The 21,355-nt window shown below is 59.9% G+C and carries 19 protein-coding genes; 10 read left to right on the forward strand and 9 right to left on the reverse strand.

Annotation, left to right across the window (positions count from 1 at the left end):
* The first annotated feature begins 13 nt into the window (after nucleotides 1–13).
* Nucleotides 14–1,981 (forward strand): DUF3604 domain-containing protein, encoded by a 1,968-nt coding sequence (locus ACFPFW_RS06740; protein WP_114958161.1) that lies wholly within the window; start codon nucleotides 14–16, stop codon nucleotides 1,979–1,981.
* A 1,057-nt stretch (nucleotides 1,982–3,038) separates the two neighbouring features.
* Here the strand turns inward: ACFPFW_RS06740 and ACFPFW_RS06745 are convergent.
* On the reverse strand, nucleotides 3,039–5,123 hold the full coding sequence (locus tag ACFPFW_RS06745) for a M10 family metallopeptidase C-terminal domain-containing protein (protein WP_114958163.1): 2,085 nt from the start codon (nucleotides 5,121–5,123) through the stop codon (nucleotides 3,039–3,041).
* 188 nt (nucleotides 5,124–5,311) lie between these two features.
* Here ACFPFW_RS06745 and ACFPFW_RS06750 point away from each other — a divergent pair, with 188 nt between their 5' ends.
* Both ACFPFW_RS06750 and ACFPFW_RS06755 read left to right on the forward strand, forming a co-directional pair.
* Nucleotides 5,312–6,097, forward strand: a complete 786-nt coding sequence (locus ACFPFW_RS06750) for an alpha/beta fold hydrolase (protein ID WP_114958195.1) — start codon at nucleotides 5,312–5,314, stop codon at nucleotides 6,095–6,097.
* Nucleotides 6,084–7,277 carry a PAS domain-containing sensor histidine kinase gene (locus tag ACFPFW_RS06755; RefSeq protein WP_379769966.1) on the forward strand — a complete coding sequence of 398 codons (1,194 nt, stop codon included), beginning with the start codon at nucleotides 6,084–6,086 and terminating at the stop codon, nucleotides 7,275–7,277. Before ACFPFW_RS06750 ends, ACFPFW_RS06755 begins: the two co-directional genes overlap by 14 nt.
* Before the next feature lie 120 nt (nucleotides 7,278–7,397).
* Here ACFPFW_RS06755 and ACFPFW_RS06760 read toward each other — a convergent pair whose 3' ends face one another.
* From ACFPFW_RS06760 to ACFPFW_RS06775, 4 genes are all read right to left on the reverse strand, one after another.
* On the reverse strand, nucleotides 7,398–9,098 hold the full coding sequence (locus ACFPFW_RS06760; protein ID WP_114958165.1) for a response regulator: 1,701 nt from the start codon (nucleotides 9,096–9,098) through the stop codon (nucleotides 7,398–7,400).
* Nucleotides 9,095–10,585 carry an ATPase domain-containing protein gene (locus ACFPFW_RS06765; RefSeq protein ID WP_114958166.1) on the reverse strand — a complete coding sequence of 497 codons (1,491 nt, stop codon included), beginning with the start codon at nucleotides 10,583–10,585 and terminating at the stop codon, nucleotides 9,095–9,097. Before ACFPFW_RS06765 ends, ACFPFW_RS06760 begins: the two co-directional genes overlap by 4 nt.
* A gap of 173 nt (nucleotides 10,586–10,758) precedes the next feature.
* The gene (locus ACFPFW_RS06770; RefSeq protein WP_114958167.1) at nucleotides 10,759–10,980 is read right to left on the reverse strand and encodes a glycosyl hydrolase 108 family protein; all 222 of its coding nucleotides are present in this window, start codon (nucleotides 10,978–10,980) and stop codon (nucleotides 10,759–10,761) included.
* 956 nt (nucleotides 10,981–11,936) lie between these two features.
* A complete protein-coding gene (locus ACFPFW_RS06775) occupies nucleotides 11,937–12,206 on the reverse strand; it encodes a hypothetical protein (RefSeq protein WP_114958169.1) in 270 nt (89 codons plus the stop codon).
* 927 nt (nucleotides 12,207–13,133) lie between these two features.
* Between ACFPFW_RS06775 and ACFPFW_RS06780 the strand changes: the two genes are divergently transcribed.
* The gene (locus ACFPFW_RS06780) at nucleotides 13,134–13,337 is read left to right on the forward strand and encodes a hypothetical protein (RefSeq protein ID WP_162799759.1); all 204 of its coding nucleotides are present in this window, start codon (nucleotides 13,134–13,136) and stop codon (nucleotides 13,335–13,337) included.
* 148 nt (nucleotides 13,338–13,485) lie between these two features.
* On the opposite strand, the gene ACFPFW_RS06785 is transcribed toward ACFPFW_RS06780, so the two are convergent.
* From ACFPFW_RS06785 to ACFPFW_RS06795, 3 genes are all read right to left on the reverse strand, one after another.
* Entirely contained in the window at nucleotides 13,486–13,662 is a 177-nt protein-coding gene (locus ACFPFW_RS06785) for a hypothetical protein (protein WP_162799760.1), read from the reverse strand.
* 131 nt (nucleotides 13,663–13,793) lie between these two features.
* A complete protein-coding gene (locus tag ACFPFW_RS06790; RefSeq protein ID WP_114958170.1) occupies nucleotides 13,794–14,132 on the reverse strand; it encodes a hypothetical protein in 339 nt (112 codons plus the stop codon).
* A gap of 44 nt (nucleotides 14,133–14,176) precedes the next feature.
* Nucleotides 14,177–14,371 (reverse strand): hypothetical protein, encoded by a 195-nt coding sequence (locus tag ACFPFW_RS06795; RefSeq protein ID WP_114958171.1) that lies wholly within the window; start codon nucleotides 14,369–14,371, stop codon nucleotides 14,177–14,179.
* 152 nt (nucleotides 14,372–14,523) lie between these two features.
* Between ACFPFW_RS06795 and ACFPFW_RS06800 the strand changes: the two genes are divergently transcribed.
* From ACFPFW_RS06800 to ACFPFW_RS06820, 5 genes are all read left to right on the forward strand, one after another.
* Nucleotides 14,524–14,853 (forward strand): hypothetical protein, encoded by a 330-nt coding sequence (locus tag ACFPFW_RS06800; RefSeq protein WP_114958172.1) that lies wholly within the window; start codon nucleotides 14,524–14,526, stop codon nucleotides 14,851–14,853.
* A gap of 414 nt (nucleotides 14,854–15,267) precedes the next feature.
* A complete protein-coding gene (locus ACFPFW_RS06805; protein WP_379769975.1) occupies nucleotides 15,268–15,393 on the forward strand; it encodes a hypothetical protein in 126 nt (41 codons plus the stop codon).
* Between the two features lie 83 nt (nucleotides 15,394–15,476).
* Nucleotides 15,477–15,680 (forward strand): hypothetical protein, encoded by a 204-nt coding sequence (locus tag ACFPFW_RS06810; RefSeq protein WP_114958174.1) that lies wholly within the window; start codon nucleotides 15,477–15,479, stop codon nucleotides 15,678–15,680.
* Between the two features lie 1,061 nt (nucleotides 15,681–16,741).
* Nucleotides 16,742–17,212 carry an Hsp20 family protein gene (locus ACFPFW_RS06815; RefSeq protein WP_114958176.1) on the forward strand — a complete coding sequence of 157 codons (471 nt, stop codon included), beginning with the start codon at nucleotides 16,742–16,744 and terminating at the stop codon, nucleotides 17,210–17,212.
* An 80-nt stretch (nucleotides 17,213–17,292) separates the two neighbouring features.
* Entirely contained in the window at nucleotides 17,293–17,811 is a 519-nt protein-coding gene (locus ACFPFW_RS06820; protein ID WP_114958177.1) for an Hsp20/alpha crystallin family protein, read from the forward strand.
* Nucleotides 17,812–19,168: 1,357 nt separating this feature from the next.
* Here the strand turns inward: ACFPFW_RS06820 and ACFPFW_RS06825 are convergent.
* Nucleotides 19,169–20,524, reverse strand: a complete 1,356-nt coding sequence (locus tag ACFPFW_RS06825; protein ID WP_379769979.1) for a PQQ-dependent sugar dehydrogenase — start codon at nucleotides 20,522–20,524, stop codon at nucleotides 19,169–19,171.
* Between the two features lie 138 nt (nucleotides 20,525–20,662).
* On the opposite strand from ACFPFW_RS06825, the gene ACFPFW_RS06830 reads away from it, so the two are divergent.
* Nucleotides 20,663–21,322, forward strand: a complete 660-nt coding sequence (locus tag ACFPFW_RS06830; RefSeq protein ID WP_162799761.1) for a cytochrome c oxidase assembly protein — start codon at nucleotides 20,663–20,665, stop codon at nucleotides 21,320–21,322.
* The last annotated feature ends 33 nt before the right edge of the window (nucleotides 21,323–21,355 follow it).

Here is a 21,355-nt window from a genome sequence, read left to right on the forward strand (position 1 = left end):
CGGAGGAAGCGTCATGAGCACCTGCATTCGCAGACTTAAGGCATTTTTGTCGCGCAAGACGGTTCTCATCGGCGTTTTCGCCGCTTTTGCCCTTCCTGCCGGAGCGCAAGAAGCCGCCGGCAGCGATATCGGCACGCTGGACAAGGCTGAGGCCGAGAAGCTCTTTCCAACGCAGCGTCCATACTCGCCGTATGCAGGACGGAACTTTCCGACGCGTCCGTTCTTCGGCGACACCCACCTCCATACATCGTTCTCGATGGATGCTGGCGCGTTCGGCGCCAAAATCGATCCGCGTGACGCCTATCGCCTGGCCAAGGGCCAGGAACTAACGGCTTCGTCAGGACAACCCGTGAAATTGTCGCGGCCGCTCGATTTCCTGGTTGTCGCCGATCATTCCGACAACATGGGCTTTTTCCCCGATCTTCTCAAAGGCAAGCCCGCGCTGCTCGCCGATCCTCTCGGCCGCAAATGGTACAACATGATGCAGAACGGCCAGGGTGCCGCGGCTGCGGTCGACATCATCACTTCGTTCGGTGCGGGCAAGTTCAAGGGACCAATCCTCTACACGCCGGATAGCGACGCCTACCGCTCCGCTTGGCACGAGACAATCGACGCCGCAGAGGAAGCCAACGACCCGGGACGGTTCACCGCCTTCATCGGATACGAGTGGACGTCGAACACGGGCGGTAACAACCTGCATCGCAACGTCATCTTCCGGGATAATGGCACTCTCGCGCGTCAGGTCGTGCCCTACACCGTCCTCCCGCCGGGAAGCGACAATCCGCGCGATCTGTGGAAATGGATGGCGGCCTACGAAGAGAAGACCGGCGGCCACGTGCTGGCCATCTCGCACAATGGAAATCTCTCGAACGGGCGCATGTTCCCGGTCATCGAGCCCGGAGTGAACAAGCCGATCGACCGCGAATATGCCGAAACACGCGCGCGCTGGGAGCGTCTTTACGAGGCGACGCAGATCAAGGGCGATAGCGAGACGCATCCCTTCCTGTCGCCGAACGACGAATTCGCGAATTTCGAGCGCTGGGACAAGGGCAATCTCGACCTGACCGAAGCCAAGAAACCGGAGATGCTGGAATTCGAACATGCCCGGGCGGCACTCAAGAACGGACTGAAGCTTGAAGCGCGGCTCGGCGTCAATCCTTACAAGTTCGGTATGATCGGCTCGACGGACGCCCATACTGGCCTAACCGCGGTGGAAGAGGAGAATTTCTTCGGCAAGACATCGAGCACCGAACCTTCCGCTGAGCGGCTGACCGCCACCTTCGTGAAGAGGGGCGACCTCGCCATCATGGACTGGCAGCAGACCGCATCGGGCTATGCCGCCGTCTGGGCCACGGAAAATACACGCGCGAGCCTGTTCGATGCGATGGAGCGCCGCGAGACCTATGCGACCACCGGACCCCGCATGGCGGTGCGCCTATTCGGCGGTTGGGACTTCACCGCCGCCGACGCCAACAGCCGCAGCCCCGCGATTGCGGGCTACATGAAGGGCGTGCCGATGGGGGGAGATCTTGGTCCCGCTCCCTCCGCCAGTAAGTCTCCAACCTTCCTCGTGGCAGCGCTGAAGGATCCGATCGGCGCCAATCTCGATCGCTACCAGATCATAAAGGGATGGCTCGACGCCGCAGGCGTGCTTCGTGAAAAGGTCTACGACGTTGCGTGGTCAGGCGAGCGCAAGCCCGGCACGAATGGCAAAGTGCCCGCGGTCGGAACGACGGTCGATGTCGCGAATGCAATCTGGACCAACACAATCGGATCGCCGGAGCTTATCGGGGTATGGACCGACCCGGAGTTCGACCCCTCTCAGCGGGCGTTTTACTACGGCCGCGTTCTCGAAATCCCGACGCCGCGCTGGACGGCCTATGATGCCAAATACTTTGGCGTGCGGCCGCCGGAAGGCGCGGTGATGGAAATGCAGGAGCGCGCCTACACGTCGCCGATCTGGTATGCGCCGAACGGTTGATTGCGACCGTATCGATAGCAGAGCCAGTTGAGTGTCGCTGAGTGTCATGACCCGTTCTCCTGTCTCGACGGCTCATGCCGTAACCGTGACAGGCCCCGGACCGGATCAGGCGGGGCGCCGACCGGTCGACCCGGTCGGTATCAGCAATGCTTGTGGAGACGGATGCCAGTCCTTTCTGACGCATCCCTATGATCGGCCGATGTAGCGGCTGCCTGGATTCCGACGTACGGCATGGCATGCAGTGAGCGCTGTCGACTTTTGATCGGAAAGTTTGTCGCATCCTCGCATTGGAACGATTCCAGCCTCTCGCGCCTGATTCGCGCGGCGTGGGAGACTCCTAAATGGCAAAGCAAATCAGATTGAAGGGACCGAAAGCGAAGATAATTGGCGCACAGATACCCAATGATCTGAGCATTGCCATTGATGTATGGATCGAGCAGCACCCAGATCCGAAGCCGAGCCGATCGGATGTACTCCGCGAAGCCTTGTGCCGACTGATCTTGCCGGAGCCTCGCTCAATCGAAGCCCCGCCGGAGGACGTTCGCTGGGAGCGTGGCGAATCGAGCCCAAGATGGCGCTGAAACCTCCAAACCCGATCGATCAAGCTCGCCGTTTCGAAAGGGCCCTGAGGAAGACGTCAGAGGGCAGATGGTCGACGATTCAATCTCCAAGGAGAGCGGGCGCGACAGGCGCTATTGCTCTCGCAGTTGCCATCGGGAGCGCAGTCACCGCCATATGGTTGATCGCCCTTGCGCCTTTCTAATTAGATGATCTGATCCTCCGAGCCGCAATTGGTCACTTTGCTGGCTTTTCCGATGGGGCGGGTCGCGGAATCGGCCCGGAGTGACGAGCTCTTGGTGGGGTAACGAGCCGAAAGCGGATTGGCGCGGACTTCCAATCCCATGGAACACCGAGCCGCTCGACGCACGTTGTGAACATTGTCTGACCGTCGGAATTCATTACCTCGAAAACGGAAGCGGGTTCCCCGAGCTTCCCGCACTCATGCCAGCGGTCGAAATGCATCCACTCGCCAGTCATGGCTCCCTCCGAAGTGGGCTCAGAGATAGAAGTCGGTCACTACTAACGGTGTTATGGAAGAGACGTTTATTTCGAAGTCCGCCAATCCGTCGCCATTCGTATCCCCGGACAGGACTCCGTCGACAAAGTGCAATTGCCCTGCCCTGCCCGTAAATGCGGCGTCGCCGAGATAAGTGAAAGCCTGATCTCGGCGAGCACTGATATTCGCGTCGATGCTGCGGAGATCGATCTTGTCGAGGCCCGACGTGAAATCGCTGACGGTATCGCGACCGGACTGCAGGGAGTCACCTATCGACCTAAACTGAAAAATGTCTGATCCGGCCCCACCGCTGAGGTGGTCAGCGCCGAAGCCTCCGTACAGCGTATCGTTGCCACTGCCGCCACTCAGGACATCATTCCCCAGGCCCCCGTCGAGAAAATCGAAACCATCGCCTCCGAGCAGACTGTCGATTCCGCTCCGGCCAAACAGGGTGTCATTGCTGCTACCCCCGTCCAACGTGTTTGCGCTGTCATTGCCAGACAAGACATCGGAAAAACTGCTGCCGGTCAGGTTCTCAATGCTCACATATTGATCGCCCCTGGCATCTTGGGTGTTGTACTTCGGATGAAGCAGGTCGGCGTTGACGCCGCGGGCGGCCGTCTCATAGCTAGCGGTGTCGGTCCCTGCTCCCCCATCAAGTCGATCGCTTCCCGCGCCGCCGAAAAGCAGGTCATCGCCACCGAACCCGTTAAGCTTGTCATTGCCAGCGCGCCCATCGAGTACGTCATTCCCCAGGCCGCCGTTGAGGATGTTTGCGGCGCCATCGCCCGTAAGAGTCAATGTGGTCGTGGGCGTTTGGTCCACGGTCGAGGGAGTGCCAGCGAGCAGGTCCGCAAACGAAAGCGTCTTGTCCGCGAACTGAAAGAATTCGATGCTCCAAGTTTTATCGACACCGTCGGGGATGCTCCCCCGCAAATCGGAGATCTGAAGCCATCCGTCAGCCAGTTGGCTGCAGCTGTACAGAGTTGAAAGTCCACTGAAGCAGGCCGTGTCAGTCCCCAGACCGCCGTCCAGAATGTCAGCGCCAGCCCCTCCAGTTAATTTGTCATCGCCTGCGCCACCATTCAGTGAGTTGGCGGCTTGATTGCCAATGATCGTATCGTGCCCAGAACCACCGACCGCGTTCTCGATCAAGGAGCGCGCATCGCCATCATGCTGGAGCGCATTGGCGATATTTCCCGCCGCTAGCTTGGAGCCGTCCCACTTCAGTTTGGCGAGTTGCGCACTGGATGTGGTGGTCCATTCGCCGGGACGAAGATCTAGTTTTAGATTGGTCGTATAGGCAGACAGATCGTAGGTATCGACGCCGCCGCCATCCCAAATCGTCTGGAATATTCGATTGGACACGGGCACGCCTTGCCCGACTCCGTCGATAAACATCTCTCCCGTCGTGGCACTCCAACGGTAGGTCGTGCTGTCGCTCAGCGTGTTGAAGTTGGCACCGTACATGTGCTGCAAGGCGGCGATGTCATACATCATCAAAGACTGGGCATAGCCACCCGTCTCGTTGGTGTAGCCTCCCGTCGTGGAGGCACCCACGTATGATCGGTAGCTCATGATCGTGTACTCCATCGAGTCACGATCCTGCGGCATCACATAATGCTCATGCGCATGCTCGAGGCCTAGCGAGTGCCCGATTTCGTGGAGAAAGGTGGCATTCGCATAATTGCCCTTCGCGGGGTTGCTGTACCAACCTGAAGACTTGTTGAACCATGCGTCGCCGCCTTCGGCCGCTGTCGAGGGCAGGTACGCCCAAGCTGTGCTGGGATCGTTCGACATGGCGAAACGCAGATCGGCATGCTGCGTCGCGCTCTCCGCCTTTTCGGCGAATGTGATATTCGCGACGGAGCTGAACATTGTCAGGGCAGAGCGGACCGTGGCCTGCTGAGTGCTGTTCAGAGCTGCGAATTGGTTAAGGGGTTCACCCTCCCCGTAATTGGTCCCGTAGTAGGATGCGCTGGTCGGAAAGCTGTAGGTAAGTGTGCTGACCGCCCACTTTACATCCCCTAGCACTCCATCAATGTACGCGTTACCGGTAGGGGAAAGGTTTGCGACGGCTGGCATCAAGCAATTCCGTTGGATCAACTGAGCTCGACCTTGAGCGCAGAATGCTGCCGTACTGTTTTAAGAATAGTTCAAATGCGGAATTTCGAACTTAACGTCGATCGCCTCGTGTGTCGGCGGCACTGCGGTGCGAATTTGGCTTTCCGCACGCTTGCCCAAAGGCGATAGTGTTCATGTTAGGAGGCCGATTGTCTGTAGCCGATCGAAACAACGTGCGCGTTCGCGGTAGCGGGAAGCCCATGATCTTCGCGCACGGATTCGGCTGTGACCAGAACATGTGGCGGTTCGTTGCTCCTGCTTTCGAGGATCGATTTCAAACAATCCTCTTCGACCACGTTGGCGCCGGGAAATCCGATCTCAAGGCTTACGACCCGGCGAAATACTCGACGCTCTCTGGTTACGCCGAAGACGTGGTCGAACTCGGCCTGGAGCTCGGGCTGCGGGACGCCATTTTTGTCGGTCACTCCGTCAGTGCGATGATCGGAGCGCTCGCGTCGATCGAAGCACCCGGCATGTTTGAGAGCTTGGTGATGGTAGGACCTTCCGCGCGCTATATCGACGATCATGATTACGTCGGCGGTTTCAGCGCGGAACAGATCGAAGAGCTTCTCGAATCCTTAACCGATAATCACATGGGTTGGTCCGCCGCGATGGCTCCGGCCATCATGGGAAACCCGGATCGTCCAGAGCTCGGCGACGAGTTGATCAACAGCTTCTGCCGGACTGATCCGGAAATAGCGAAAGCGTTCGCTCGGGTAACGTTCACGTCGGACAACCGAGGAGACCTCCAGAGGGTGACGGCCCGCACCCTCGTCCTTCAGTGCAGCGAGGACATCATAGCGTCGAAAGAGGTGGGGGAGTTCGTTCACAATCAGATTCCGAATAGCCGCTTCGTGGTGCTGAACGCGACCGGGCATTGTCCCAATCTAAGCGCCCCGGCCGAGGTCGTGGCGGCAATCAATGCGTTTGTCTGATCTCATGCGCGATCCTGATGCCGCAGAGGACCTGGAAGATCTATATGAGAACGCGCCTTGCGGTTATCTCTCGCTCGGGACCGACGCTCGGATCGTGAAGGCGAACCGGACGCTGGCGACGTGGACCGGGTTCACGCCAGATGAACTCGTCGGAAAACGGTTCCATGATCTTCTGAACGTCGCCGGCCGGATTTTTTATGAAACCCATTTCGCCCCGCTCCTGCGGATGCAGGGATTTTTCCATGAAGTCGCGCTCGATCTTCAGACCGCAGACGGCGGGCGGCTGCCGGTCCTCGCAAATGCCGTCGAACGACGCGATCCCGACGGCGCTCTGATCTTCACTCGCGTAACTATTTTCCAAGCGGTGGTGCGGCGCCGTCATGAACGGGAGCTTGAGGAAAGGCTTCATGCGGAAAGAACGCTAGGCGAGCTGCGAGAACAGTTCATCGCTGTTCTCGGGCACGATCTTCGTAATCCTTTGGCCGCCATCTCAAGCGGCCTTCGGATACTGGCCCAAGAGGAGCAGACCGCGAAATCCAAAAAGGTGATTGGGCTCATGCAAGGCAGCGCCCTGCGCATGTTCGGCTTGATCGACAACGTGCTAGATTTTGCCCGCGGTCGTTTGGGAGGGGGGATCACCCTGCGGCTCAGCCATGAAGCGCTCGGCCCTGTCCTGGAACACGTCGTCGAAGAGCTACAAACCGCCTATCCCGAACGAGCGGTCGAGAAGGCGATTGTCATCACGCAGCAGGTCCTCTGCGATCAAGCGCGGATCGCTCAGCTTGCCTCCAATCTTCTTGGCAACGCATTCACGCACGGAGCGGCTGAGCTACCCGTGAAAATAGCGGCGACCACGGAGGATGGGATGTTCAAACTCTGCGTCAGCAACGCCGGCCCTCCAATTCCGCCGGAGGCGATGAAGCAACTGTTCCAGCCGTTTCAACGAGGCGACCGTAGTAGTGAGGGACTCGGTCTGGGCCTTCACATCGCTTCGGAAATCGCGAAAGCGCACGATGGATCCCTGACGGTGCGTTCCGATGCGAATGAAACCTGCTTCACGTTCGAAATGCCGTTAACAGCGATGGCTGAACGCCAGGACGGACGGGACGGTTTTGTACGCTCCTCGGCAACCTCTGGAGCCCCCAGTAGCGGCACCCCTCAGGGTACCTCTGGCGCGTGAGCATCCTGCTGCATCGATGTTCTGCGTGTCGTGGCCGAAAGCCTCCTCTAAGGTGTGAATCGACATTCGAACAAAAGACGAACAAATAAAGCTGGAGTCGACCGGCGATGCGGAGTTTTCTCATTTCTGGAGACGGACGACATTTCCAGCAGATGACCCTGCTCCGATTGCTTTCCGAAGCTTGGCGTTGAGCTCCTGCTCGACAAACGGCTTGTGAATGATGCGGTCTTCGGGGGCTTCGGTGAGGGCGCCAGCATCTGCGTAACCGGTGGCGAAGACGATTGGCAAATCTGGGCGGCGCGATCTGATCTCGGCGGCAACCTCCGCTCCGTTCATGCCCGGCATCGCGAAATCCAGAAGAACGACGTCTAGATCCGGAGTGCCTATGGCTTCGAGCGCAGCGCCCCCACTACCGGCTTCAGTTACTCTGTAGCCGAGATCCCGGAGAATGCTCGCGGTCACCTCTCTTACGGCGCTATCATCGTCGACCACGAGCACTAATTCATTCGCTGCCTGAATGGAAATTTCGTCTCGCGCCGCGGTTGCTTCGGCCCGGGACGTCGACCGAGGCAAGTATACCTTGACGGAGGTTCCTTCTCCCAAGCGGCTGTCAAGTTTCACGCCTCCTCCAGATTGCTTGGCCAGTCCGTAGACCTGGCTCAACCCTAACCCGGATCCCCTACCCACCTCTTTGGTGGTGAAGAACGGTTCGAACGCCTTCTCGATGACTTCGGGAGACATCCCGGTGCCGGTGTCGTTTACGGCGACCATCACGTAATCGCCTGACCGCGGTTCCTCAGGTCGCCGCGGCGGCCCTAACGAGACATTCGCCGTCTCGACTGTCAGCGCGCCGCCGACCGCCATTGCATCACGGGCGTTGATGGCGAGGTTGAGAATAACGAGTTCGATCTGCGTAGGATCGATTAATGCCGGCCAAAGATTACTCGCCAGGACCGTCTCGATCCGGACGCTTCCACCCATAGTGCTTTGGAGAAGGTCACGCATGCTCGAAACGGTTTCATTCAGATCGACCGGTTTCGGCTCGAGTTTTTGTCGTCTGGAGAACGCGAGCATCTGTGAGGTTAATTTTGCGCCGCGCTCTGCCGCCTCGGCCATCATGGTCAACCGCCGCACCATCTTGGGCTCGGTCGCTGCCTTCTGCATCTGACGGACGTTGCCGAGGATTACAGTGAGGAGATTGTTGAAGTCGTGAGCAACGCCGGACGTCAGCTGCCCGACTGCTTCCAATCGCTGCGACTGGCGAAGCGCCAGTTCTATCTGTTGTCGTTCGTTGATTTGGGTGGCCAGTTGGCGGTTGGCTGCTTCCAGCTCCGCGGTGCGCTCCCGCACGCGGTCTTCCAACAGGCTCTCGGCCCGGCGGATCTGCTCGATGCGTTCGCGCGCCTCGTACTGACGTCGCCGCGCTCGGAGGGCCGACCGGATCGTTGTTACTAACGTAGTTGGATGAAAGGGTCGCTCAAGAAAGCTGACATTGCCCAAGGCGAGTGTGAGACGTTTGGCGTCCGGGTTTCGCTCAATCCCGGCCCCTCGAAGAGCAAGGATGAGGAACGGAAAGTCGGACCATGGTGGTTGGTCGCTTATCCAACCGGCAAGCGCGCCCAGGTCGGCCGTCAGAAGCGCCTCTTCGGCGATGACAGCCGCGCCGGCTCCTTTCGCCAGAGTGGCGCAAAGACCTTCAATGTCTGCACAAATGGTGCCCGGAATATGCGCGTCGCGAAGGATAGAACTGGCGACCAGCGCATCGCGCCCGCCCGGGGCGAGAATGAGGACTTGCTCGGAACTCTCGCCACCCTGGCTCATGATCTAGGATCGCCCAGAATGGCGCCTTTATTGTCCACGAACTCAGGGACGCCCCGAAGGACTCCCTGAAACTGAGTCAGGGGCTCTCCGATCGTCAACCCTCGTTCGTCGATGGTGAATTCGCGAATGGTTTTTTCGTGCCGACCCGCCCGTTTTTTGATTACCGAGACAGCCCGCCTGACCTCACCACGGGCCTCGAAATACCGGAGCAGCAAAACGGTATCGGCGAGATAAGTGACGTCGACAGGAGCTTTCATGTCTCCAACGAGACCATGCTGGGCGACGGTGAGAAATGTCGTTGCGCCTTGGCGGTTCAAGTACTGCAGCAATTCATGGATATGCAGGACCAGGAAACGCTCATCCGGCATCGCAGCCTGGTAGCCGTTCAAACTATCGACTACGATCGTCCTGATTTTCTTTGTATCGACAGTGGCCCTAACGCGGGCGCTGAACTCTCCCGGAGAAAGCTCGGCTGCGTCAACCGTTACGACGGTCAGACTCCCGGCATCTCTCATCGCTTCGATATCAAGCCCGAGAGGCTTCGCTCGATCGATCAGCAGTCCCAACTCTTCGTCGAAGACGAAAAGCGCCGCCTTCTCACCCCGTGCGATGGCGGCGAAAGCGAAGCAGAGCGTAAACAGCGACTTTCCGGTGCCTGCGGGACCGAGAACGAGAGTACTGGAACCTCTCTCGATGCCCCCTCCTAAAAGAGCATCGAGGCCAGGCATCCCGCTCGACCGGGGCGCGCGATCAAACAGGGTTCGATGTTCGGCTGCCACCAAACGCGGATAGACTTCTAACCCACCGGTCTTGATCGTAAAATCGTGATAACCGCCACGGAATTTGCGGCTCCGATATTTGACGATCCGAACTCGACGGCGCTCTGCGCCATAGTCCTGCAGCAGCTCCTCTAACCGGATTACACCATGGGCGACGGAATGCACGGTCTTGTCATTGGTATCGGTTGTCAGATCGTCCAGCAGGATCACGGTGCAACGAACCTTGGAGAAATAGTGCTTCAATGCGAGCACCTGTCGGCGGTACCGAAGCGAGCTCTGAGCAAGCAGTCTGATTTCTGATAGGCTGTCGATGACCACGCGGGCGGGTTTGTGCTCTTCCACCGCCTGAAAGACCATCCGGGTCGTTTCGCCAAGCTCCAGGTCCGACGAGTAAAGAAGGCTCTGTTGGTGTTGCTCGTCCAGGAGGCTTTCTGGAGGAATCAGCTCGAAGATGTCGACGCCATCTAGAGACCAGCCGTGGGATTTCGCGCCGGCTCGCAACTCTTCCTCGGTCTCTGATAGCGAGATGTAGAGGCAGCGCTCTCCGTGCTTAGCTCCCTGTATCAGAAAGCTGAGGGCGGTGGTCGTTTTCCCTGTGCCGGGGCTGCCCTCTAAAAGGTACAGGCGGTCTCTCTCAAATCCGCCGCCCAGAATGTCATCCATTCCTTCAATGCCGGTCCCGGCTTGTGCTTGGTCCGATCCCGTCAAGTTTCACTCCCGTACCATCTATGAGCGCACTGGCATCGTTTTGATCGTCGGCTGGCAACGGCCACTAAATCCAGAAATGCACGGGAAAGTTCCTATGCAGACTTCCAGAAGCTACCGCCGACTGCATCCGTTCCGCTGATCGCATGCAGTCGCCGGCGGCCCGCAACGTGCGGTCAGGTTGCAGAGGCTTGCAACCGGATTGGTTGCCCCGTGAGCAGCGTTGGCCAAGGACGTGATTGGCGCTCAGTCACCTGAGTTGAGCATGGAGGTGGAGGTGGATGTGTACATACATGAACACCTCGATCCAAAGGATGGTCCCCCCAGACGGTACGAGGACAGACGCGCGTCGTGATGCCCTTGTTCGTCGCTCCGCCGGGATCGGCCGGACGCTTCACGTATCCTCATGAACCAGCAATAGCTCGATAGCCTTGGTCGTAGTTTTCGCGCATCAGTGCGCTCCCTTCTGACATGAAAAAGCCGCCTTGGGAGGAGCGGCGGGAACGAATTCCAGACATGCTGAGTTGAAGCCCGAAATGGGGGGCCTAATGACTGTCTATCTACCTGTTGGTGTTGCGCTTTTCGCAGGTACGGCGTTCGCCGCCGCCTTCGCGGTCTTTATCTGTGCTCTGAGCTGATCCAGACCGCCTGCTCTTCTTGCCCCCCGGCCGGAGCAGGCAGTCGGGCCGTCACGCTGTCTCTGCAGGGCGTGACGGCCCGTTCAAATTCAACTTCCATTAACTCTTTGAGGGCAAGTCAGCGGCGGAGGTGAAACATGCACTCACGCCTGTTTTTCGTAACGACCACGCTCTTCAGCCTCGCCGTTCCGGTCCTCTGCCGCTGGCTTCAGCTCATCTAGCTCAAGTGTTGGACTTCTCGATCGAGAGAACCCCGCATCGTCGCCGGGCGAGGTCCTCCCCTAAGCGTCGATGGCCGGCGGCCGTCACATCGCGGCCTGACGTGACAGTGGGAAGAGGAGCGCCGTCGCGCCCATGCCGAGTTTGGTCTCTACGGGTTCCAGCCAGGTCAAGTAATCCATTTCCGACACGGAATGGTCCGTTCATCGAACCAGAGACGCCGTAAAACCTCCCCAAACCCTTGCAACCACGAGAACGCTGCAAGGAGATCGGAATGGGGAAGGAGAAGATCATTGGAGCCCAGCTACCGGCCGACCTCAGCATTGCGATCGACATCTACATTTCACAACAGCCCGATCCAAAGCCAACACGCTCCGATGTACTTCGGGAGGCGCTGCTGCGCATGATTGGGCCTACCGGATCAGTGATCCGAGGATCTTCCCCGAAGGTGCATTGGGAGCGCGGCACCAAAAGCCCAAAGTGGCGGTAACGCTCGCCTACGTTTCATCCAAAGCATTCAGGTTCAAGAATACCTGGAGCGCCATCCTCACAACTTCCGCACGTGTCGGCTTTGGATCGGGCTGTTGGCTGATCCACTCGTCGACGAGGGCATCCATTTCACGCGTAATTTCAGCAGAGACGGATAATTCATCCTGAGCGACGGCCAAGGCTGCTTGATCTCTGTCAGCAGGGATTTTTGTTCGCTGATTCATAGACATATTCTGATCAAGGAAAGGCGGCTGAAAAGAGTCAAAGTGCGGCTGCATATAAAGAAAGCCCCGCGCCGGCGCGCATTCATCTGAGCTTGCGGACCCTCAACAACACTGCATCCGACGAGGGCCGTCACGTTTGCTGCATCAGGCCTGGCGGTCATTTTGCATTAACGCGTTGCGCGAAATTCATATCGATGCAAGGTTCGGTTGCCTTGCTTCCCTCAAACCGCTTTGGCGTCCAACGCCGGTCCGTTGAGAGCGAGCTCCCTGAGTCCTGCACATGGCGACGACATGAAATCTAGCCGCGCTCTATTCGCCTGCTTAATGGCGGCGACGGCATCTTTTCCGGGTGGGGCCATCGCGGCCGACGAGCGGCAGATTTCGTGGTGCGACTCCCGCCCTTTCGCGCTTGTCTAAAGCGCCAATGCTGGCAACCGCAAATTTGGTCGGAGTGCCAGCGCTCGTGCTTCAAGCAGTTCTGCTGCTCACTCAATGAACCAGGCATTTGCTGGCCTGGAAACCGACCGCCGGTCGGCCGTGGATCCTAAGCCCCGCTGCGGCGAATCGGGCGGCTACCTGTAATTGTTCTAATTTACGTCAATCTTGCCTGATGCAAGGTTGGGTTGCCTGCTGACCGCCTGCAAGCCGATGCAGGCAGAGCCGCCACGCCTTGACCCGCACTCCGGGCGTGGCGGCTCTTGAAGCGCCAGCAACGACACCGTCCACATCCGGCCAACCATTTCGGCCGACCTTAGCGAGGTCCCAGGAAGGGACGACCCGCCGGCCGCTCCCCCAGCCTGGCCGGCATTCGCCGTGTCGCGTCTGCATGAGGACCACGGTTTAAGGCCGTCACCTGTGGCTAGGTGGCGGCCCGTTTTAGATGAACCATGGCTGAACGACAGCCTCAGAAGCAGTTCATTCCGCTCCGACTAATTTCGCCATGAGAGTGGTGATTGCCGCGAACGCGGCTCCGGAGGCGAGATGCGCGCGATCCTGAAGCAATTGCTCGAAGAGGGTGTGATCGACAGCTATGACATTGCTGACGAGGAAGAACGCCTGACCGTCACGATCGAGACCCGACATGCTGCCAGCCTAGTGCGCAGCCGTTTTCGCGCTGCCCAGGGAGACCAAGCGGCAGAGACCGCAGTGGTGTTCATTCACCGAACACCTGCGCCCGTGGCGTAGTAGCCTAGCCACGGTTTGACTGTCGAGCTGCAGTGGCTGCCACGACTCCCGCGCTACCGAGGCGATTGTCTAACCGCCGATTATGCCGACGGCGAGTTGAAGCCAAATCAGAAAAAATGTCGCCAAGACCACGAGTTGGTCCTCTCCATCACGCCGCGATAGGCTTCCGGATGATCTCTATCAGGCGCCGGCGGCTATTGCCGTGCTCCTTGATCAATCGACGCGCGCGAGCCGCCGGGATGCCTTCGCTCTGGACGAGGTCGATGACCTCGACGCTGTCGTCCTGATACTCTGTCTCCTGATGAGTTCGAACGTCTGTGGGCATGGGGATTTTCTCCTTTGCCCCAATAATCCAAACGGAACGGTGTTGTTCCCTCTATCCGTGGAGGAACCATTCCGCGTATCTGACGATGTAGCGGGATGCACGCGCTCCTGAAGTCCATACGCCAGTTCTTGTCAGTGCCGGTCATAATCGGCCTGGTGCTCTTGCTGATCTTCGCGCCGCTCGTCGCTGCCCACTTCGCTTCGTAACCGCGAGGATAACTGCGTGTCGCGGAACCGTCTTCCCTCGGATTTGGCGAAGTCTGCGAGAGCTTCGCGGTCCGCGTCGTCCAGATCCGACCAATCCGCCGTTTTCGTCGGGTTCATCTGTTCTGAGACTGCTCGTTTCGATTTCCAGAATTCCTGGGCAGCCCGCTTGACCCCGGCGGCTCCGGCGTCGAAGGCGGCGCGAGGATGTTTCCGGACCAAGGTCGTTAGCGCGTGAATGGCGGCGCGTTTCCAGACGGTGTTCATGTCGTCTAGACGCGTGTGACGCCCGTCCTGTTCCCGGCCCCAGGCTATGCCAGCCGCAGTACCACCCAGCCAGCCGCGACGACGAATGAAATTTGCAGCACCATCGCGAGCCCGATCGCCGTTCCCCTGAACAGAGCGCCGGCGCCATCACACAGCGCCCGGAGGAAGGGGCTGTGCACGAAGCGGGGAGTGTCTGCGATCGAGTAAGGAGAGATGATTTTCTGTTGGAGCTTCATCATTCACCGAGCGTTCGTCAGGTGCGGTGAACTATGAATGAGGGCCTGAGTTCCCTAGGCGCGGGCAGCCGACCGGGTCTCCAGGTTCGAGCGACTGAACTTTGTCCGAGCAATGGTCGTTAGTGTCGATCAGCTACGACCAAAGGAGAAGACGCATGGCGAACAAGAATCGCGTGCCGAAGAAAATTGCAGGGTTCAAAGTCCCGAAGCAGATCCGGAAATCACCCGTCGTGAAGGCATTGATCGGCAGCGAAATGGGACGTCAGGTCATCGGCAACGCCCTGATCGCCGGCGCGACCGCAGCCGCCGGCGCTCTTGCGGCTTCGCAGACCGACCGCATGGGCCGGGGCGCAAAGAAGTCCGGACGGGTGTTCGCCAACGCCGCGGACGATGCACTGTCCGCCATCAAGGGCGTGATCGCCGAGGCAACTCAGTCGCTGGTGCCAAGCGGTCGTAAGCGGGACGACCGTCGCGTCACACACTGACTGAACCCAACCGCTACGAGCACTCTTCCCCGGTTGTTCCAGGGCGCGTCTCCGCTCGAAACTGGCCAGAGGCGAACGACCCGTCGACGACATCCGTTGTCTCACTGAACTCCGGGCACTGTCCCGCGGTTCGCTTCGGGGCCTCGTCGATGCCATAACCTCGGCGGGGCTTCCGCCCCTAAGGGGTGGTCAGGAATAATCCTGATCGGCTTGGGCGCTGCAATTTCCTGGAAGTCAGCCCTGACCTAGCAACGCATTCTCATCGTCGAAGACGAACCGTGATTGCCCATTTGCTCGGACTGGATCTTGGAGAGTTTGGCTTTGAGGTTCTTGTCGCCCATGCGGGGAAAGCTGCGATCGAGGAACTGAATTCGGATCAAGGGCGCATTCGCGCCTTGGTGACCGATATCCGGCTTGGACAAGGGAAAACGCTGGGACGTCGCGAAGCCCGCGCGCGACCTGCGCGGAGACCTGCCGGTCATCTACATCACCGGCGATGGGGGCGGCGGGCGTGAAGGTTCAGGAACGACCGCGTCGTAGAAGGTCGGATTGATCGCCGAAAGCTTTCGGCTGGAACCTGGGCCCGGTCGGCAATGTTCGGACCTCCTGAATAGGAGGACCTCATGGCTCACTGGATCAAGGCGAAGACCACCACGGGCTCCGAGATCACTATCAATCTCGACAAAGTGGTGTTCATGATCAAGGTGAAATCCGGTCAGAAGAACGCGAGCCAAATTCAATACGGGTCGGATAACGGCCAAATGCTCGGCGCAAATATCGTCATGGGATCGCCAGAGGAACTATTGGCTCTGCCCCGCGTAGCGTAAAGCAGCCCCTTTTTCAGATCGGAACCAGCTTGGCAGATCGCAGAGAGCTATACCGGAGCCCCAATGGAGACGCCTGGTTTCTTGGTCGCGATCCCTCCGATGGCAGAGCGGTCGTTATCCACGAGGCAAACCGACCATCGGGCGGACAGGTAACTTTGATCGACTTACGGGATTTTTTGGGATGGGGCAGCGGGCCCGAGCAGCAAGCTTTATTGCGCTTGATAGCGACGCTGGTAGACGTTCCTCCGTATTCCGGAACCGACGATTTTCTTCCGGAGGACGTCACCTAGCGCCGGATCGAAGCCGCGAGAAATGCTCCTCGCTGGCCGCACTGCCGCAAACAATGCGTTCCTCGGGGACCCACTTGCGGCAATGACCACCGTCTCGTGACCGTTTCCCGTCGAGCGATACCGGCAGGCGACAACCCGGAGAGTTCATGATCGATGAAAGCGGAGTTCAAAGCTTGCCTATGGCGCAGATGCGGCGGCTTTCGCTTCGTCAATCGCACCGAGTACTGACACCACATCCCTCGCAGTTAGCGTTTGGCCCTCCCTAGCGGGGCGACGCGATACGGTACGAGAGATTTCCCATCGATATTGAGCCAGACCGTTGAATGTGATCGTACACGAGTGATCGGCACGAGCGGGCGAGGCACGGGTTTTCTGAGATGCGGTCCCCTGGGGAGATCCGCGTCGATATCGCGTGCAGCCTCGATCAACAGGTCTTGGTATCGGGCGGACGGCTCAGTTCGTGCGGGAAGCCTATGTGACGAACACAAGGTGACTGCCATCGTTGGGGAACTCGCATGACAAAGGCCACTCACCTGGATCGCAGCCGGCCCATGCCGAATCTTTGACGCAATAAGGCAGCCTACCCTGACTCAGACAAGGACCCTGGTTGCTGCAGCAAAATTTTGTGCGCACCAGCGAATCCATGCCCTTGAAGGGTCTTAGGAGCTGACTAAATCGAATTCCGCCGGTCGCCAAACGGGACCGGAAGTCAGGAGGCGCCAGGCCCTTGGCGCCTTCTCTGATCCATGTTGCTCAATGGAGGATGTGGCTATGAGAACCGTACTCGATTTCACGCCTTTGTATCGGTCGAGCGTGGGCTTCGATCGGATGCTCGATCTGCTCGACAATGCGAGCCGGGTCGCTTCAGTGGACAATTGGCCGCCCTACGACATCGCCAAGATAGGTGACGCCGATTACCGCATCACGATGGCGGTGGCCGGGTTCGCACAGGATGAACTAACCGTCACGCAGGAGGGTAACAACCTGCTCGTCGGCGGTGCCAAGACAGGCGACGATTCAGGCGAATACCTGCATCGCGGCATTGCCGGCCGAACCTTCCAGCGCCGCTTCGAACTGGCGGACCATGTGAAGGTCGTGGACGCCAACCTGACGAATGGCTTGCTCACGATCGACCTGAAGCGTGAGATCCCCGAGGAAATGAAACCGCGCCAGATCGAGATCGGCCAGGCTTCCTCGCCCGCGCAGGTATCGCAGATCGATCAGGGTCAGAAAGCCGCCTGATCGACGAGTCACAGGCCTCCGCGGCGCCGGCTCGCGACGTCGCGGAGGAGCCGATGTTCTGGAACGACAGGAGATTGAGGATGAATGTCCGTGATCTGATCCCCTGGGGCCGGAGCAACCATCAGGCCCCGACAATCTACCGCGACAGCCCAACGCTGTTTCGCGACGACGAACACCCGTTTCTTTCGCTGCACCGTGAAATGAATCGGCTATTCGACGACGTTTTCCGCAGCTTCGGGTCTCTGTCCCCGCTCGCCGGTTCGCCGGCCATCAATCTCGGCTGGCCGAACGTGGAAGTGAACGAGACGGACAAGGAGTTGCGCGTGATCGCCGAGCTGCCCGGCTTGGACGAGAACGATGTCGAAGTGCTGCTCGACGATGGCATCCTGACGCTGCGCGGCGAAAGGCGATCGGAAACGGAGGACCGCGACCGCCAGTTCTCCGAGCGGTTTTACGGCCGCTTCGAGCGCCGTATCCCCGTCGGGGAGATCGAAGAGAGCCAGGTGAACGCACGGTTCAAAAACGGCGTTCTGACCGTCATGCTGCCCAAGTCCAAGCGGGCGCAATCGCAGGTCAAGCGCATCGAGATCAAGCACTGACGACGTGGGGCGGAGCAAGCCGCCCCACCGGCATCACGAACCTGATCCAAAATGGGGACTGCCATGTTGCTATGCGTGAGATGCCCTTTCTGCAGCTATCGGTCGGCGATTGAGGAAGACGATCTTGCTCATCTCGGTGCGACGCCGCGCACGCCCGTTGCCAGCCTGTTGAGCAAGCTCCACTGCGAGGCGTGCGGTGGACGGCCGGTTCAAGTCCGTTGGGACGATGACGATGATGGCCTTGCCTTTGTCGCGCAGCGCGCCGCGTCCTTGAAGGGACCCGGCGGCAGGGCTGACGGCGGCAGGGCGATCAGCTGACAGGCGAAGCTCCGCCGGCCATCGGCGGAGCTTCAGCCGAGGCGATGACCCGCGGTTCCTGCTCTCCGCCTTCGGCCTCCCAGCGCCGTTGGTGAAGCGATCGAATGAGGCCGAACGCGGAAGAGCGTTGCGCTTTGAGGGCTGATCTCAGAGCGAGGCTCCGTCGTTCAAATTCAGAGGTGGACAGGCTCTGGACGTTCACGGCGTCGGGGAGGATTGGTCTGCCTCACCCGTTAGTCGATCCACGATGATACCTTGGGCGTACGCCGACACAGAGGTGAAGGCCACGAGCGCGGTCGAAAGAATGAACTGACGCATGACGAAGTCCTTCTCCCTGCTAATTCGGGTTTGGATGGATCGTTCCGTACAATCGTCGCTCGCGCTTGTGGATCTCCTTGTCTCCTCAGCCGTCATCGATTCTACTCTTCATCCGCGAAGCCAAATCATGGTCCGTCGCCACCATGTCCGCAGCGCGATCCATCGATCCACCAACCAATCGACGACCCGTGCGGTTGGCCTCCTGAGGAACGGAACGTCCTGCGCGATTAGCAGAAGACCGATCGGCAGGAACTCGATTCCGACGACGGGAAGAAACCAGACCGCCGCTGCCGCTATGCACAGAACGCCGAGTGGAATTCGAACCCATCGCCATTTATCGCTGCGCAATGTGCGAAGCCTTCCGGAGAGCCAGTCCGGCAATTCGCCGTCGAGCCGGGCGAATGCACAGTCGAGCAGCCTCCGATCTTGATCAGCGCGCTTGGCCGGACCGACGGCGCGCGGGTCAGTCGGTGCGCCGCGGCGGATTGGGGTTCTCGTCGGGATTAGGCTCCGGCGTTTCGTCCGGCGGATAAGGCGGAGGCGGATCTTCGTAGGGCGGCGGAGTTTCTCCGGGAAGCGGCGGAAACGGCTCCGGAGTCGGAGGCGGCTGCTCAGGCGGGGGATTAGGAATAGTTGTTGGTTCCGGTGGCGTGATCGACATGATGATCTCCTCGCAGTGGTCCTGGTCGGGAGAAGCCTTGGGTGGGGGCGCATGGGTGGATCACTCGTTGGCCTTGGCCCCGGAGACGCTGGCTTGAGCGCGTTCCGGCGCCACCCGCCAGACCGAGTTGCCGACGTCGTCTGCAACGAGAAGGGCGCCCGCTTTGTCCAGAGCAACGCCGACGGGTCGGCCCAGCGCGGTGTCGTCTTCGCCGATAAAGCCGGTCAGAACGTCCTTCGGCGGTCCGGATGGCTTTCCATTCGTGAATGGCACGAAGATCACCTTGTAGCCGCTCCGCGGATTGCGGTTCCAGGAGCCGTGCTGTCCGACGAATGCGCCGCCCGCATACTCCGCCGGAAACAGGCTGCCAGTGTTGAAGGTGAGGCCGAGAGATGCGGTGTGGGTGCCTAGGGCGTAATCCGGCTTGATTGCCTTGGCGACAAGATCCGGCCGCGGAGGATCAACCCGCACATCTACGTTCTGGCCGAAGTAGGAGTACGGCCATCCGTAGAAGCCGCCGTCCTGAACGCTCGTCATGTAGTCGGGCACCAGATCGCTTCCGATCTCGTCGCGCTCGTTGACTGCGACCCATAGCGCTCCCGTAGTGGGCTCCCACGCCAGGCCGTTGGGATTGCGGAGGCCGGACGCGAACAGACGCGCCTCTCCCGTGGCGCGATCGATCTCGAGCACGGCCGCGCGGTTGGTCTCGGCCTCCATCCCGTTCTCGGCGACGTTGCTGTTCGAACCGACTGTCGCGTAGAGCTTCGAGCCGTCGCGCGAGGCGATCAGGTCCTTCGTCCAGTGGTGGTTGATCGTCCCGGCGGGAAGGTCGGCGATCTTCACGCCCGGAGCTTTGATCTCGGTGTCGCCTTCGTTGTAGGGAAAGCGGACAACCGCGTCGGTATTGGCGACATAGAATTCGTTGCCGACAAGCGCCATGCCGAAGGGTGAATTGAGCCCTTGAAGGAAGGCTGCGCGCGTCTCCGCACGGCCATCGCCGTCGGCGTCGCGCAGAAGAGAAATGCGGTTCGCGCTTGGATTTCCCGAACCCGCTCTCTTCATGACCATTCCCATTATCCAGCCCCTGATGCCTTTCCGGTCATCGGGCCTTGGCGGGGCGTCGGTCTCGGTGACGAGGACGTCTCCATTCGGAAGCGTCAGGACGGTGCGTGGATGGGTCAGCCCGGTGGCGAAGGCCGTCACCGTCAAACCGGCGGCAGGCTTGGGTTGAGTTCCCTCCGGCCAGCCCCTTGCTTCCGCGATATGAACCGTCGGGATTAGCGTCGAGTTCGGCTCAGGCAGAGTAGGATTGGGGCCGAAGGACTGTTCCTCGGGAATCTTCGACTGATCGCCGCACGCCGCGAGCGGAGCGACAAGCATGGCAAGAACAGTCAGGCGTGCGGTGGTCTCGATCATCGCGTTCAACACTCATCCGAGAGCCAGAAATGTATTGGTCAACGATAGGACAAGGCTGCGGTTCCCGTTGCGCGCCGGTGCTGGCTACGAGCGATGATCGCCCTAGGTAGCAGTGGCACAGGTCGATTCTGGAGTGAGATGAGCGCCGAACCGACATTCCTCAGATGGTCAGGTCCGGCGCTGTCCGGCGCCCTCGCCGTCATCGTTGCCGGCGCGGTCGTGCTGCCGTGGACCGATCCGGGTCCACTGTCGGACCAGATGGTCCAGCATCTTTTGCTGATGAACGTGTTCGGCCCCCTCGTTGGACTGTTCGTTGCCCGCCGAGCGCCCCTTATCGAGCGACCGCGAACCCTTTGGGCGGCCGGATTGGTCCAGATCGTGCTGCTATGGGCTTGGCATGCGCCCTCGGTGCAAGGCACGGCTTCAGGCGGGGCGCTGACGCATGTCGGGTTGCTGGCGGTGCTCGCGCTGGCAAGCGTCATTTTCTGGGCCGCGATCCTCAGGTCGAGCGAGACGGCGCCGTGGCGAGGGATCGTCGCGCTGTTATTGACGGGCAAGCTGGCTTGCCTGCTCGGAGGACTGCTGATCTTCGCGCCGCGCGATCTGTACGGCTTGCCGCATCTCGCATTCGCCCTGTGCTCCTCAGGACCCTCGAGCCTCGCGGACCAGCAATTGGCGGGACTGCTCATGGTCACCGCATGCCCCCTCAGCTACCTGACCGCCGGCGTGGTCGTTGCCGCGAGGATGATCGACGATCTCGGCCGCCGACTGGGGAGTGCATCTGCTGCGTCTTCTTAGGGATATCTGGATCGCACTGGCCAAACGGCCGCG

The organism is Flaviflagellibacter deserti (genome assembly GCF_042652085.1).
Lineage (GTDB): Bacteria > Pseudomonadota > Alphaproteobacteria > Rhizobiales > Methylopilaceae > Flaviflagellibacter > Flaviflagellibacter deserti.

Bases quoted from the DNA above. Each gene is read 5' to 3' on its own strand.
- ACFPFW_RS06740 (WP_114958161.1), top strand. From the start codon at position 14: ATGAGCACCTGCATTCGCAGACTTAAGGCATTTTTGTCGCGCAAGACG.
- ACFPFW_RS06745 (WP_114958163.1), bottom strand. From the start codon at position 5,123: ATGCCAGCCGTCGCAAACCTTTCCCCTACCGGTAACGCGTACATTGAT.
- ACFPFW_RS06755 (WP_379769966.1), top strand. From the start codon at position 6,084: ATGCGTTTGTCTGATCTCATGCGCGATCCTGATGCCGCAGAGGACCTG.
- ACFPFW_RS06760 (WP_114958165.1), bottom strand. From the start codon at position 9,098: ATGAGCCAGGGTGGCGAGAGTTCCGAGCAAGTCCTCATTCTCGCCCCG.
- ACFPFW_RS06775 (WP_114958169.1), bottom strand. From the start codon at position 12,206: ATGCAGCCGCACTTTGACTCTTTTCAGCCGCCTTTCCTTGATCAGAAT.
- ACFPFW_RS06780 (WP_162799759.1), top strand. From the start codon at position 13,134: ATGCGCGCGATCCTGAAGCAATTGCTCGAAGAGGGTGTGATCGACAGC.
- ACFPFW_RS06785 (WP_162799760.1), bottom strand. From the start codon at position 13,662: ATGCCCACAGACGTTCGAACTCATCAGGAGACAGAGTATCAGGACGAC.
- ACFPFW_RS06790 (WP_114958170.1), bottom strand. From the start codon at position 14,132: ATGAACACCGTCTGGAAACGCGCCGCCATTCACGCGCTAACGACCTTG.
- ACFPFW_RS06795 (WP_114958171.1), bottom strand. From the start codon at position 14,371: ATGATGAAGCTCCAACAGAAAATCATCTCTCCTTACTCGATCGCAGAC.
- ACFPFW_RS06800 (WP_114958172.1), top strand. From the start codon at position 14,524: ATGGCGAACAAGAATCGCGTGCCGAAGAAAATTGCAGGGTTCAAAGTC.
- ACFPFW_RS06810 (WP_114958174.1), top strand. From the start codon at position 15,477: ATGGCTCACTGGATCAAGGCGAAGACCACCACGGGCTCCGAGATCACT.
- ACFPFW_RS06815 (WP_114958176.1), top strand. From the start codon at position 16,742: ATGAGAACCGTACTCGATTTCACGCCTTTGTATCGGTCGAGCGTGGGC.
- ACFPFW_RS06820 (WP_114958177.1), top strand. From the start codon at position 17,293: ATGAATGTCCGTGATCTGATCCCCTGGGGCCGGAGCAACCATCAGGCC.
- ACFPFW_RS06825 (WP_379769979.1), bottom strand. From the start codon at position 20,524: ATGATCGAGACCACCGCACGCCTGACTGTTCTTGCCATGCTTGTCGCT.
- ACFPFW_RS06830 (WP_162799761.1), top strand. From the start codon at position 20,663: ATGAGCGCCGAACCGACATTCCTCAGATGGTCAGGTCCGGCGCTGTCC.